The organism is Flavobacterium sp. UMI-01 (assembly GCF_019656315.1).
In the GTDB taxonomy this organism is placed as follows: domain Bacteria; phylum Bacteroidota; class Bacteroidia; order Flavobacteriales; family Flavobacteriaceae; genus Flavobacterium.
On record NZ_BPLU01000008.1, the window covers coordinates 82,111 to 96,980 of the forward strand.

At 37.9% G+C, this 14,870-nt stretch carries 7 protein-coding genes; 5 read left to right on the forward strand and 2 right to left on the reverse strand.

The genetic code is table 11. The annotated features are described in order from the left end of the window. Positions 1-30 precede the first annotated feature (30 nt). Positions 31-2,286, forward strand: coding sequence for a M1 family metallopeptidase (locus tag K5R64_RS04705; protein ID WP_220761407.1), 2,256 nt, complete (start codon positions 31-33; stop codon positions 2,284-2,286). Between the two features lie 182 nt (positions 2,287-2,468). On the opposite strand, the gene K5R64_RS04710 is transcribed toward K5R64_RS04705, so the two are convergent. Beyond that, positions 2,469-3,509 carry an agmatine/peptidylarginine deiminase gene (locus tag K5R64_RS04710; protein ID WP_220761409.1) on the reverse strand — a complete coding sequence of 347 codons (1,041 nt, stop codon included), beginning with the start codon at positions 3,507-3,509 and terminating at the stop codon, positions 2,469-2,471. Positions 3,510-4,003: 494 nt separating this feature from the next. Here K5R64_RS04710 and K5R64_RS04715 point away from each other — a divergent pair, with 494 nt between their 5' ends. Continuing rightward, positions 4,004-5,521: a choice-of-anchor I family protein gene (locus tag K5R64_RS04715; RefSeq protein WP_220761411.1), complete on the forward strand. Its 1,518-nt coding sequence runs from the start codon at positions 4,004-4,006 to the stop codon at positions 5,519-5,521. Positions 5,522-5,748: 227 nt separating this feature from the next. Here the strand turns inward: K5R64_RS04715 and uvrA are convergent, their stop codons facing one another. Then, complete coding sequence (uvrA, locus tag K5R64_RS04720; RefSeq protein ID WP_220761413.1) at positions 5,749-8,580, reverse strand: excinuclease ABC subunit UvrA; 2,832 nt, start codon at positions 8,578-8,580, stop codon at positions 5,749-5,751. A gap of 237 nt (positions 8,581-8,817) precedes the next feature. Here uvrA and K5R64_RS04725 point away from each other — a divergent pair, with 237 nt between their 5' ends. The 3 genes from K5R64_RS04725 (at position 8,818) to K5R64_RS04735 (ending at position 14,788) form a co-directional block, all read left to right on the forward strand. Continuing rightward, a complete protein-coding gene (locus tag K5R64_RS04725; protein ID WP_220761415.1) occupies positions 8,818-9,141 on the forward strand; it encodes a DUF6660 family protein in 324 nt (107 codons plus the stop codon). Between the two features lie 94 nt (positions 9,142-9,235). Further along, positions 9,236-13,609, forward strand: a complete 4,374-nt coding sequence (locus tag K5R64_RS04730; protein WP_220761417.1) for a CusA/CzcA family heavy metal efflux RND transporter — start codon at positions 9,236-9,238, stop codon at positions 13,607-13,609. A 6-nt stretch (positions 13,610-13,615) separates the two neighbouring features. Beyond that, positions 13,616-14,788 (forward strand): efflux RND transporter periplasmic adaptor subunit, encoded by a 1,173-nt coding sequence (locus tag K5R64_RS04735; RefSeq protein ID WP_220761419.1) that lies wholly within the window; start codon positions 13,616-13,618, stop codon positions 14,786-14,788. Positions 14,789-14,870: the final 82 nt, after the last annotated feature.

A 14,870-nucleotide genomic window follows, 5' to 3' on the forward strand; every position in this document is an offset into this window, starting at 1 on the left:
TTCATTAATTTGTTTTCAAAATCTAAATTTATGAAAAGAATCAAATATATAGGGCTGTTCTATATTGCTTTAGCGTTGACTAATTTTAGCTCTTGGGGACAACAAGCTGCCCAACCATCATCAAAATACAATTACAGTGAGGTATTTGCTTCTAATTTTTATACGCCTACTGTTTCACCAACCCGTTCTGCCAGTGGACAACCGGGTGCTGCTTACTGGCAAAACCGTGCAGATTATCAATTAACGGCACAACTGAATGAAGAGAAAAATGAAATTATAGGAACGGCTGTCATTTCTTATACCAATAATAGTCCTGATAAACTCTTTTTTTTGTGGTTGCATTTGGATCAAAATTTATTTAAATCGGATTCTAGGGGGGAAGCTATTGTCCCAATTACGGGTAGTAGAAATGGTGCTCGTGGCCAAATTTTTGATGGAGGACATAAAATAAAATCAGTAAAAGCTATTACTACTGTGGGCGGTAAAACTACCGAAAAAGAAGTAAAGTTTAACATTACAGATACACGCATGCAAGTTTTTTTGCCTTCGGCACTGCAGGCTAAAGGTGGAGTAGTTAAATTAAAAATTGATTTCTCATACATCTCTCCAGATCAAGGTTCAGACCGTACTGGTGTTTTAAAAACTAAAAATGGTAAAATCTTTACGATTGCTCAATGGTATCCACGCATGTGTGTGTATGATGATGTGAAGGGATGGAATGCCATACCGTACTTAGGAGCAGGGGAGTTTTATTTGGAATATGGTGATTTTGATATTGCGATTACAGCCCCATCAAATCATGTGGTGGTTTGTTCCGGTGAGTTGACGAATCCTTCTGCGGTTTATTCTACAGTAGAACAAAATAGATGGAATCAGGCAAAGCAAAGTGATAAAACCGTATTTATTCGCACTGCCGAAGAGGTAGAATCATTAGCAAAGACGCCAGCTACTGCGACTAAAACATGGCGCTTTACCCTCAAAAATGCTCGTGATGTGTCCTGGGCTTCTTCAGCAGCTTTTATTGTAGATGCCGCTAAAATTAATTTACCAAGTGGTAAAAAATCATTGGCTATATCTACCTATCCTGTAGAAAGTGCGGGAGATCTAGCTTGGGGAAGATCTACAGAATATGTTAAAGGGTCTATTGAACATTATTCTAAAAAATGGTTTGAATATCCTTATCCTACTGCTATAAATGTAGCGGGAGTTGTAGGCGGAATGGAATATCCAAGTATTGTGTTTTGTAATTGGGAAGCCAAGGGAAAACGTTTGTGGGGGGTGACCGATCATGAATTTGGACATACGTGGTTTCCAATGATTGTGGGGTCAAATGAACGCTTGTTTGGATGGATGGACGAAGGATTGAATAGTTTTATCAATAGTTTATCTACTGATGCATTCAATAATGGAGAATATAAAGGGGAAAAAATGGATATGCACCAAAGAGCAGAATATTTTACCAATCCTAATTTAGAGTCTGTAATGAATGCACCAGATAATTTGAAAGAAGCTCACATGGGACTTTTATTATATGCAAAACCGAGTGCTGCTTTGACTATTTTGAGAGAACAAATTGTAGGTCAAGAACGATTTGATTTGGCTCTTCAAACTTATATTGAGCGTTGGGCTTACAAGCATCCGTATCCTGAAGATTTTTTTAGAACTATTGAAAATGTTACAGGAGAGGATTTAGGATGGTTTTGGAGAGCATGGTTTGTCAATAATTGGCGTTTGGATCAAGGAGTCCAAGCGGTGAAATATGTTAAAAATGACCCTGCAAAAGGAGCTGTTATTACTATTGATAATTTTGATCAAATGGCTATGCCTGTTGTTTTGGACATTAAATTAAAATCAGGCGAAATAAAACGGGTTCAACTTCCAGTAGAAGTTTGGCAAAAAAACAACCAATGGTCTTTTAAAGTCCATACAACCCAAGAAATTGATAGTGTGATTCTGGATCCAGAACATGTTTTTCCAGATTACAATGAGTCCAATAATATATGGTCTGCAGCGACAGGTACCTTAGAGGAAGACCTCATTTTGGACCCCTATTTAGGTACGTATAGCAACGCAAAAGCACCCATCAAAATTGTGATGACTGAGCAATCTAATGCGCTACAGGTGGAAATCACTGGTTATCCTAAATTTGCATTGACCTATGTAGAAAAAGATGTATTTGAATCAAAATCAGCGGGGCTGAAATTTAAGTTTAATGAAAAACGCACTGGTTTTGATATGATTATGAATAACGGACAAGTAATTCCATTTACCAAAGACAACAAATAAGAACCTTTAATCTGTTTCGCTCTTTCAGGGCGATAAATTCACCATAAAAAAGAGGAATTCCAACAGGCAATTCCTCTTTTTGTTTTACAAATGTGCGATTTAAGTTTTGCAACTAGTCTTTTGGAAGTAGTTTGTTGCGGTACTGCATAATCGTGTGAGCATGTACGCTTTGGTTATATAACTTATGCTGGTATTTGTTGACTCAAACAATGCAGTGTGCCAAATCCCCAAATCAGATCAATAGCACTAATGCCAATAACTTCTCTATCAGGGAAACATGCTGCCAAAATATTTAATGCTTTTCTATCGTTTGCATCGTTGAATGTAGGCACCAATACACAGTTATTCAAAATCAAGAAATTAGCATAACTTGCTGGCAAACGCAAATCTTCAAAATCCAAACGTTTGGGCATTGGTAAAGTCACAATAACAGGTACTTGTCCGTTTTCTAGCTTGGCATTTTGCAAACGTTTTAAATTGTCTTGTAACGGCTTAAAGTTGGCGTCATTCGGGTCGGTTTCTACAATGGTTACAATCGTATCCTCGTTTACAAATCGAGCCAAATCATCAATATGTCCGTGGGTGTCATCACCTTCGATGCCATCGCCGAGCCAAATCACATTGGTCACGCCTAAATATTCTTTGAAAACCGCTTCGTAATCCTCCTTCGTAAATCCAGGATTTCGCACCTGAATATCAGGATGCATCAAACATTCTTCCGAAGTCAAAAGGGTACCACGACCGTTTACATCAATCGCGCCACCTTCTACAATTACAGGTTTTCCTTTGTACGTCACTTGTTTCAATGGCATTTGTAAAGCCTCTGTTACAAGCTTAGGAACATGCTTGTCTAATTGAAAGTTTTTATACTTCGCCCAACCGTTAAAGTTAAAGTTCAATCCTTCTCTTTTCCCGTTGTTATACACCACAATAGGTCCCGAATCACGCATCCAGCTCCTATTAGTTTTATGAATAATGTACTGTATTTGCTCCAAGTTCACACGGGCTCTTTCGAGCATATCGTTCACTTTAGCTTTTAGTTTTTCGTCAGCGACAACCAAAAAGACTTTTTCATAGGTCGCTACTTTTTTAATGAACTCTACAAAAGCCCACTGAATCGCCTCGTATTTACCCGGCCAATCATTTCCATTATGCGGAAAACAAAGTAAAATTCCCTCTTGTTTTTCCCATTCAGCAGGAAAACGTCTGTTTGTAGTAGTCATATAAACGAAGCTAAAATTTAATGACCGCAAATATAAGCATTCGCAAGGATTATAAAAACCAAAGCCCATAAAACAACAATATCCCAGCATTTGGCTTTTATTAGTTTTACAGCTAATTCTTGCTGTTTGTCATAACAATAAGGCTTTGGTTCTCCTGCACAGGTTTTAAAACCATGTAGGCTTCTTTTTTTTTATACAAATGCCTACGAACCCAAAAGACCTAGTGGAGGGAATCTTTTTTTAGTAATCTCTAGCTACAAAATGATTTAATGTCATATAGATTTCGCTGTTTTCCTTTGTTATCTGCTAGGTGAAAAATTAGTCTGAGTTCTAAAAATGAGTTGCTGTTTTCAATACCGTAATATCAAGTTGGTTTTTGGAAACGATTTACTAACATGATTGGGGGTCAAATTAAAGATTTTATAAAGATGTCTTAATCAAAAACAGCTGTTTCGGAATCTATTTTTGCCCAAAACAAAAAAAAATAACGAAACATGAAAAAAATTAGTATTTCATTATTATCGGCACTTTTGATTTTTGCCAGCTGTGAAAATGACACTTTAGATGGGGATTCAGAATTTAGTGTAAATGAAGATGCTGCAACATTTGCTGAAATTGGTAGTCTTACCATAGGTGGTGAAGCTGCTGCCGAAATTAGTGCGTATGACGAAACGACCAAACGTTTGTTTACAGTGAACAATAGCGGTACGAACCAAATTGATGTAGTGGATTTAGCTGACCCAAGTAGCCCGAAAAAACTTGCGGTTATTAGTTTGACATCTTATAATGGAGCGTCTAATAGTGTTGCGACTTTTAATGGTTCGTTGGCGGTTGCTTTAGAATCAACTACTGACAAACAAGCGAATGGTAAAGTTGTCGTGTTTAAAACATCGGATTATAGTTTGATTAAAGAGGTTACAGTAGGTGCGTTGCCTGATATGGTTACTTATTCTCCTGATGGGAAGTTCATTATGACAGCGAATGAAGGTGAGCCTAATGATGATTATACTAAAGACCCTAATGGTTCTATTTCAATCATTGATGTAGCTAACAATTACAGTGTGACTACATTGGATTTCACTGGTTTTAGCTCACAAGTAACTGCTTTAAAAGCTAAAGGATTTAGAATTTCGCACCCAACGAATAATTTTGCTGCGGATATTGAGCCAGAATATGTTACTATTTCTGCTGATTCTAAGACGGCTTGGGTAAGTTTGCAAGAAAATAATGGTGTAGCCAAAGTAGATTTGACTACCAAAACTATTACAGGCATTTTTCCTTTAGGTTATAAAGATTTTAACACAACGGCTAACGGAATTGATATCAGTGATAAAGATGGTTCGATTGTATTTAATCCTTGGAAATTAAAAGGTGTTTATATGCCTGATGCTATTACAAGTTATACAGTTAACGGTGTGGCTTATTTCGTCACTGCTAATGAAGGTGATGCTAGAGAGTACAAAGGAAATACAGATATTATACGATTAAAATCGGCTAACTTAGATGCTGTAGCTTTTCCAAATGCAGCTGCTTTAAAAGCTGATGCCATGATGGGACGTTTGAACTTGATTTCGACTCTAGGTGATACCGATAACGACGGTGACTTGGATGAATTGTTTAGTTACGGAGCGCGCTCTTTTACGATTTGGAACGGTACTACAGGAAGTTTAGTTTTTGATAGCCATAATGATTTAGACAAGCGTGCTAATGATATGGGATTGTATGATGATACGCGTAGTGATGATAAAGGTAGCGAACCAGAAGCTGTAGTGGTTGCTAAGATGGGAGACAAACAAATTTTGTTTGTTGGATTAGAAAGAGCGGATGCGGTTGTAATTTATGATGTAACCAATCCTGCTGCTCCTCAGTATTTACAAACAATCAAAACTGGTGATGCACCTGAAGGATTGTTATTTATTCCTGCTTCCAAATCACCTACGAAAAGAAGTTTATTAGTAGTAAGTAGTGAAGGAGATGGAACAGTGAAAATTTTTCAGCCTAACTTGAAATAATTTCCAATTACTACAATTCTGATTCCGTAGTAACACTCTTTTGGGGAGTTGTTACTGCGGAATCAGTGTTTTTGAACGGATTGCACATTATTTTTTTTGGTAAAAAAAAGAGCGTTGTTATGAAAAGGATATTCGCGTAAGGGATGGAAACGGCATCCTTTACCGTTGCGATAGCAAAAGGTAAAGATACAGTGGACAGCCCGACCCGCAGGGATACGCCCAAAAAATTACGCTAATTCTTTTTTCAAAAACTTAGCGGTATAACTTTTTTTGCTTTTAGCAACTTCTTCAGGAGTGCCTTCGGCAACTAAAGTTCCGCCACCTTTACCGCCTTCAGGACCAATGTCGATGATGTAATCGGCTAGTTTGATGACGTCCATATTGTGTTCGATGATGAGTATGGTGTTGCCCTTGTCAACCAGTTTGTTGAGTACGTTCATCAAGACCCGAATGTCTTCAAAATGGAGACCCGTTGTGGGTTCGTCCAAAATATAGAACGTGTTTCCGGTATCTTTTTTGGACAATTCACCCGCAAGTTTGATGCGTTGTGCCTCGCCACCCGATAACGTGGTGCTTTGTTGGCCAAGGGTAATATACCCCAAGCCCACATCCTGAATGGTTTTTACCTTACGATGGATTTTAGGAATGTTTTCAAAAAAAGGAACTGCTTCGTCCACTGTCATGTCCAAAACATCCGAAATGGATTTTCCTTTATAGCGAATTTCTAGGGTTTCACGGTTGAAACGTTTGCCTTGACAGCTTTCACATTCAACATACACATCGGGTAAAAAGTTCATTTCGATGGTGCGTACTCCCGAGCCTTCGCAGGTTTCACAGCGTCCGCCTTTGACATTGAAACTAAAACGTCCTGCTTTGTATCCTCGAATCATACTCTCAGAAGTCATTGTGAAGAGTTTGCGAATCTCGGTAAAAACTTCGGTATATGTGGCAGGATTCGAGCGAGGTGTACGCCCAATCGGACTTTGGTCAATATCAATAACTTTGTCGATATGTTCTAAGCCTTCAATTTTTTTATAAGGTTGCGGTTTTTTGACTCCATTAAAATAATGAGCGTTCAAAATAGGGTAGAGGGTTTCATTGATTAAAGTAGATTTTCCACTTCCTGAAACACCCGTTACACAGATTAATTTTCCGAGCGGAAAGCTGACCGAAACGTTTTTTAGATTGTTGCCTGTTGCGCCAGAAAGTTTTAGCGTTTTGCCATTGCCTTCACGACGTTTTTTGGGGATTTCAAACTTCAACTTTCCATTGAGGTATTGAGCTGTAATGGTATTGGATTTCAAGGTTTCTTGAGGAGTTCCTTTGCTGATAATTTCGCCTCCATATTTACCTGCTTTAGGGCCAATGTCGATAACATAATCGGCACGCTCCATCATGTCTTTGTCGTGTTCAACGACCAAAACAGAATTTCCAATATCGCGTAATTGTTCCAATGAATGAATCAGTTTTTCGTTATCTCGTTGGTGCAATCCAATACTAGGTTCGTCCAAAATGTAAAGTACTCCTACCAGTTGAGAGCCAATTTGGGTAGCTAATCGGATGCGTTGTGCTTCACCACCCGATAGCGATTTGGAGCTTCGGCTTAAGGCCAAATAGTCCAAACCAACGTTCATTAAAAAGTGCAGACGGTCTTTGATTTCCTTTAATACCTCTGAAGCAATCGCAAGTTGTTTTTGGGACAATTGATTTTCTAATTCGTTAAACCAAATAGTCAAATCCGATATATCCATATTGACTAATTCGGTAATGTTTTTGTCGTTGATTCGGAAATATTGCGCTTCTTTTTTCAATCGAGAACCTTGGCATACCGGACAGTCAATTTCGTCCATGAATTCCTTAGCCCAGCGTTTAATGGTCGAAGAGCCGCTTTCGTCGTGTTGGTTTTTGATAAAATGTGCAATTCCTTCAAATTCAATTTTGTAATCTCGGGTAACGCCTAATTCTTTGGATTGAACACTGAATTTTTCTTTACCACCATGCAGTATCATTTGCATGGCTTCTTCGGGAATGGTGTCGATGGCATCGGTGATTTTGAAACCAAAACGCTCTCCTATGATTTCCAACTGCTTGAAAATCCAAGAGGATTTGTATTCGCCCAAAGGCAAAAATCCACCTGATTTGATTGATAGTTGTGGATTAGGTAGTATTTTTTTTAGGTTGATTTCGTGTACTGTTCCTAAACCTTTGCAATGTTCACAAGCTCCTTTTGGAGAGTTGAAAGAGAACAAATTGGGTTCGGGATTTTGGTAAGAAATACCTGTTGACGGACACATGAGGTTACGACTGAAATAACGAATTTCTTGACTGTCTTGGTCTAGGACCATCAACACATTTTCGCCGTGATTCATCGCGGTATTGATGCTTTCGCTTAGCCTTTTGGCAGTATCGGCAGTGGAGTCTATCGCAATTCTGTCCACTACAATTTCGATATCGTGCGTTTTGTAGCGGTCCAATTTCATTCCGGGGGTAATATCCAGAATGTCGCCATTGACACGTACTTTTAGAAAACCTTGTTTGGTAATTTGTTGGAATAACTCGCCATAATGTCCTTTTCTAGCCTTAATTACAGGTGCCAGAATATTGATGCGTTTTTGGTTGTAATCCTGAAGGATAAGGTCTTTGATTTGCTCATCAGAGTAGGAAACCATTTTTTCGCCCGTGTTATAACTGTAAGCATCACCCGCGCGGGCATAAAGCAATCGAAGAAAATCATAAATCTCCGTGATAGTTCCCACAGTCGAGCGCGGACTTTTGCTAGTTGTTTTTTGCTCGATGGCAATTACTGGCGAAAGACCATCAATCTTATCTACATCAGGGCGCTCAAGTCCACCTAAAAATTGTCTAGCATAAGCGGAGAAAGTTTCGATGTAACGGCGTTGTCCCTCGGCATAAATGGTGTCAAAAGCCAATGATGACTTTCCAGAACCCGAAAGTCCGGTTATTACCACCAGTTTTTCTCGAGGAATCGAGAGGTCTATGTTTTTAAGATTGTGCACTCTAGCTCCTAAAACGTCAATAGTATTGTCTGTATCTAGCATAAATTTGGCGTATTCCGAATATGGGAAGCAAAGTTACTATTTTCGTTTGTACTTTCCACATGAGAGTAGTGAGATGATGGAGATGTTTGTAGTTTATGGTTTGGAGTTGGTTGTTTGCGTTGGATTTGGAATTTAATTACGAAGCTTCGGGATGGAATTTGGGATTAAAACTTCGTTGTGGTATTTGCGATTTAGTAATTTTTGGTGTTTTAAAACTAAAATTATTACATTTACAAAGTGAAAATACTTCGAATCATATTATCGATTTATATTATCGCCTTGTCTTGTATGCCATGTGCGGACGCTGCTTATGGTATAGAGGAGAAGAATCATATTGTCCAATCGGATGAGAATTCGGCTTCGGACCATCATTTAGAAGACAATTGTTCTCCTTTTTGTGTTTGCAGTTGCTGTCATTGTATGGGATTGTATAAATTCAATGATTTCACCAAAGACCTTTTGACAATCAATCTTTTTGTTGAAAGAAACACGGTAGCCTATACCACTACTTTATTCTCAAATTTTCAAAATGCCATTTGGCAACCCCCACAACTTAGCTAATTGATATTTTAGGTTTTGATGTTTCAAAACCAATTCTTTGTAAGGTAATGTACCTTGCAATGTGCTTTTTTGTCAATTATTTAATTTGTTATACATGCTAAACAAAATCATTGCGTTTTCTATAAAAAACAAACTGATTGTAGGGCTAATGGTTTTAGCTCTCATCGTTTGGGGTATTTTTTCGGTTAAAAATTTACCTATTGATGCCGTACCTGACATCACTAATAATCAGGTGCAAATCATTACCACATCACCTAGCAATGGCGCCGAGGATATCGAAAGATTTGTCACTTTTCCCGTAGAACAAACCATGGCAACGATTAAGGATATTGAAGAAATTCGTTCTTTTAGTCGTTTTGGGTTGTCTGTTGTGACGGTGGTTTTTAAGGAAGAAGTGGATGTCTATTGGGCTAGACAACAGGTTTCCGAACGCTTGACCGAAGCGATAAACCAAATTCCAAAAGGGATGGGGACGCCAGAAATGGCTCCTGTTTCTACAGGTTTGGGTGAAATTTACCAATATGTCATTCACACGAAAAAAGGCTTTGAATCCAAGTATGATGCCACCCAATTGCGTACTATTCAAGACTGGATTGTTCGTCGTCAGCTTTTAGGAGTGGAAGGGATTGCTGATGTGAGCAGTTTTGGAGGTTTTTTGAAGCAATATGAAATTGCCTTGAATCCCGATAAATTACGGAGCATGAACATTAGTATCGCTACTGTTTTTAATGCTTTGGAAAAAAACAATCAAAATACAGGCGGGGCTTATATCGATAAAAATCCCAATGCCTATTTCATTAGAAGCGAAGGTTTGATTAAAAATATTGATGATATTGAGAATATTGTCGTAAAAACCAATGCCAATAGTGTTCCAGTACTGATACGTGACGTAGCTGAAGTAAAAATTGGAGCGGCAACGCGCTACGGAGCCATGACTCGAAATGACGAAGGTGAAGTAGTGGGAGGACTAGTTCTGATGTTGAAAGGAGCGAATGCTTCTAAAGTAATTGAAAATGTAAAAAGCCGAATTTCACAAATTGAAAAAAACTTACCTGAAGGGGTTACTATTGAGCCTTTTTTGGATAGAACTAAGTTAGTGGATAACGCTATTCACACCGTTTCGACCAATTTATTAGAAGGAGCATTAATTGTTATTTTCATTTTGGTTTTGCTGTTGGGAAATTTACGTGCGGGCTTAATTGTAGCCTCGGTAATTCCATTGGCGATGTTGTTTGCCATTTGTTTGATGAATTTATTTGGTGTCGAAGGGAATTTGATGAGTTTGGGTGCGCTAGATTTTGGATTAATCGTGGATGGAGCAGTCATTATTATTGAAGCTACGATGCATTATTTACACGTTTCACATAAAGGTAAAGTTATTACGCAAGAAGAAATGGATCAAAGTGTGTTAAGTAACGCACGCAAAATGATGAGTTCAGCGGCCTTTGGTCAAATTGTAATTTTAATCGTGTATTTGCCTATTCTGGCTTTGGTGGGGATTGAAGGAAAAATGTTTCGTCCTATGGCGCAAACGGTTTCTTTTGCCATTTTAGGTGCTTTTTTATTGTCATTGACTTATGTTCCTGTAATGAGTGCTTTGTTTTTGAACAAAAAAATAATTCACAAAGAAAATATCTCGGATAGAATCATAAATGCCATTCAACGAGTTTATACTCCCTTGCTTTCATTTGCCATGCAATCAAAAGTTTTGGTAATCGGTATCGCTCTTAGTTTGCTACTAATTAGCGGGGTTATTTTTACCTTTTTGGGAGCCGAATTTATTCCAACTCTTGATGAAGGTGATTTTGCTGTGGAGACCAGAACGTTAACCGGAAGCAGTTTGTCTTATACGGTTGAGCAAGCGCAAAAAGCAGCGAAGGTGCTGAAGGACAATTTCCCTGAAGTGAAAGAGGTAATTGGTAAAATTGGTTCGTCTGAGATACCTACAGACCCAATGGGTGTTGAAGCTTGTGATTTGATGATTATTTTGAAAGATAAAAGCGAATGGACTTCAGCGGATTCCCGAGTTGATTTGGCTGAGAAAATGCAACAAAAATTAGAACAACATATTGCGGGAACTACCTTTGGGTTTCAACAGCCCATCCAAATGCGTTTTAACGAATTGATTTCTGGGGTCAAACAGGATGTTGCTGTAAAAATCTATGGCGAAGACTTAAATAAACTAACACAATATGCCAAACAAATTGGGAAAATCGCAGGAAAAATAGAAGGAGCAACGGATATTTATGTAGAGCCCATTGCTGGTTTGTCTCAGGTGGTTGTCAAGTTCCATAGGGATAAAATTGCCCAATTTGGACTGAATATCGAAGAGGTGAATACCGTCATCCGAGCTGGTTTTGCTGGAGAAATTGCAGGTTTGGTATTTGAAGGAGAAAAACGTTTTGACTTGGTGGTTCGCTTGGATAATGAGAACCGTCAAAGCATTGACGATGTCCGAAATTTGTATGTTACGGCTCCTAATGGAAATCAAATCCCATTGGAACAATTGGCAACTATTGATTTTAAAGAAGGACCGAATCAGATTCAGCGTGAAGATGCTAAACGAAGAATTATTGTAGGTTTCAATGTGCGTGGTAGGGATGTAGAAAGTACCGTTGAAGAAATTCAACAAAAAATAAACCAACAAGTAAAGTTTGAAGCAGGCTATTTTGCTACTTATGGTGGCGCTTTTGAGAACTTAATCGCTGCCAAAGAACGTCTAGGAGTGGCAGTGCCAGCAGCATTATTGCTTATTTTTGTTTTGTTGTTTTTTGCCTTTGGGTCTATCAAACAAGCCGTTTTAATCTATACAGCTATCCCACTTTCGGCTATTGGAGGTGTGTTGGCGCTTTGGATTAGAGGAATGCCATTCAGTATTTCTGCCGGTGTTGGGTTTATTGCCTTGTTTGGAGTAGCGGTTTTAAACGGAATTGTGCTGATAGCCGAATTCAATTCGCTTAAAAAAGAAGGCATGACGGATGTAAAAGCAATCATTATCAAAGGAACTTCCGTGAGGTTGCGACCCGTTATTATGACGGCACTCGTAGCTTCATTAGGTTTTTTACCTATGGCCTTAACTCAGGGTGCTGGAGGCGAAGTACAAAAACCCTTGGCAACAGTCGTAATAGGCGGATTACTCACAGCAACCTTACTCACACTTTTAGTTTTACCAATATTGTATATGTGGTCTGAAAAAATTAACAAACCTATGAAACCTGTAAATCCTTTACTTGCAGTTGTGTTTTTCTTTTTTGTAGCCCCTACTGTAACGGCTCAAAACCAACCTCTAGACATGAATCAAGCGATTGTGTTGGGATTGAAAAACAATAAAGAGATGATTCGTTCCCAATTAGAAGAAAAACAGGAACAACAATTAAAAAGAACCCGAATTGAAATTCCTAAAACGGATGTTTCGGGGCAGTTTGGGCAATACAATAGTTATGTTACAAAAGATAATAATTTTAGTATCTCTCAAACCATTCCATTTCCTACCGTTTTTTCGGCAAATGCGTCTTTAGGGAATGCCCTTGTCAAGAGTAGCGCAATAAAAACAATGATTACCAAGAATGAATTGGTCTATCGCATCAAACAGGTGTATTCTAATTTACAATATTTATACTCGCGACAAACACTATTGCAAAAACAAGACAGTATTTATCAAGGTTTTGTAAAAGCAGCGTCATGGCGTTATAAAACAGGAGAAAGTACCATCTTAGAACAAAGCACAGCCGAAACAAGGTGGCGTGAAACACAAAACTTACTCAAAGAGAATGAAGCAAAAATTGAAGTGGGTTTGTCTCAATTGCAAACTCTAATAGGAACCGAAGAACCGCTTGTTGTTGCAGATAAAAAATTGAACGAACAAGTTTTTTTAGGAACTAATAATGAAAAGGAAATAACTGAAAATCCTGTTTTAGCTTATTTTCAACAACAAATGACGATTGCTGAAAAACAGAAAAAAGTTGAACAAGCCAAAGTATTACCTGACCTTACTTTTGGCTATTTTAATCAATCGCTCATTGGGAGTTCGTTGAACGAAACAGGTTCGGAAGTGGCTACGGCAGCGAATCGTTTTCAAGGTTTTCAATTGGGATTGTCTATCCCTATATTTTATGGTTCGTATGCTGCCAAAGTGCAAACTGCCACAATCAACAAAGAGATTGCTAAAACCATTTTGGACCACAATCAAATCAGTTTAAAAGGACAATACACACAAGCATTTGTAACGTTTCAACAAAATAAAAAGAGTTTGACCTATTACAAAGAGTCGGGAATGCCAAATGCAAATTCTATTTTAACCAAAAGTCAAAGTGCTTATAAAAATGGTGAAATTAGCTATGCTGAACATCTTTTGAATTTAAGAACGGCAATCGAAATAGAAGAAAATTATTTGTCGTCGATTTTAGAATACAACCAAAGCATATTACTATTGGAGTATCTTTCAGGGAAAACAAATGAACTAAAATAATACATGATGAAATCAATATATAAAACTATTAGCGTTCTTTTTTTAGGGATTAGCATTCTGGGTTGTGGTAATAAAAACCAAGTAGAAGCAACCACTGTAGAAGAACAAAATCAAGAAAGCTCAGTTGTAGAATTATCCGCAGAACAACGCAAGAGTTCGAACATTCAACTGGGAAATGTTGAAGAAAAAGAATTGAGCAGTACTACCAAAGTAAATGGCGTACTCGATGTACCACCACAAAATTTAGTTTCAATTGGGGCTCCTTTTGGTGGATTTGTAAAAAACACGACCATGCTCCAAGGGTTGAAAGTGCGTAAAGGGCAAGTGGTAGCCATGATACAACATCCTGATTATGTGCAGCCGCAACAGGATTATATCGATTTGAAAAGCCAATTGAATTATCTCAAATTGGAATACGAACGCCAACAAGAATTAGCTAAAGAAAATATTAATGCTCAGAAAACAGTGCAAAAAGCGAAATCAGATTACGAAAGTGCAAAAGCAAGAGTAGCAGGCTTAAAAACGAAACTTCAGTTGATGAATGTTAATTTGGCTAGTTTAGAAAAAGGGAATATTCAAAGTACATTGCCCCTATATTCCTCCATTAATGGGTATGTAACTCAGGTGAATACAAATATTGGTGCTTATGCTACACCTACAGATGTGTTGTTTCAAATTGCCGATACAGAGCATTTACATGCCGAGTTGACCGTTTTTGAAAAAGATGTACCAAAACTGAAAATAGGGCAAAAAGTTCGTTTTGTTCTAGCAAATGAAACCAAGGAGAGAATGGCGACGGTCTATTTAATCGGGAAGGAAATCAGTCAAGAAAGAACCGTTCAAATACATTGTCATTTGGATCAAGAAGATACCCATCTTTTGCCTGGGATGTTTCTTAAAGCATTGGTTGAAAAGGGGAGTCATAAAGTACCTGCTGTTCCTAACAAAGCGATTGTCGAATTTGAAGGAGGCAAATATATATTCGTGATGACTAATGAAAATCCTAAAACTAATACTACTCAATACCTTTTGGTGCCAATTAAAGAAGGTGTTTCAGAGCTAAATTATACTGAACTCATTATGGAGAATAATTCCAATTGGAAAAACTGGAAGATTGTGACCAATGGCGCTTATGATTTACTTTCTAAAATGAAAAATAGCGAAGAGGAAGAAGAGTAAAATAAGGTGGGGATGTAAAAAAAAAGCTAAAATGTTTCTTTATTTTTCATTCCCAAAAAAACTATTCTATATTTGAAAGCAA

What these genes read in the sequence shown, in the direction of transcription:
- K5R64_RS04710 (WP_220761409.1), bottom strand. Translation starts at nt 3,509, where the DNA reads ATGACTACTACAAACAGACGTTTTCCTGCTGAATGGGAAAAACAAGAG.
- K5R64_RS04735 (WP_220761419.1), top strand. Translation starts at nt 13,616, where the DNA reads ATGAAATCAATATATAAAACTATTAGCGTTCTTTTTTTAGGGATTAGC.
- K5R64_RS04715 (WP_220761411.1), top strand. Translation starts at nt 4,004, where the DNA reads ATGAAAAAAATTAGTATTTCATTATTATCGGCACTTTTGATTTTTGCC.
- K5R64_RS04705 (WP_220761407.1), top strand. Translation starts at nt 31, where the DNA reads ATGAAAAGAATCAAATATATAGGGCTGTTCTATATTGCTTTAGCGTTG.
- uvrA (WP_220761413.1), bottom strand. Translation starts at nt 8,580, where the DNA reads ATGCTAGATACAGACAATACTATTGACGTTTTAGGAGCTAGAGTGCAC.
- K5R64_RS04730 (WP_220761417.1), top strand. Translation starts at nt 9,236, where the DNA reads ATGCTAAACAAAATCATTGCGTTTTCTATAAAAAACAAACTGATTGTA.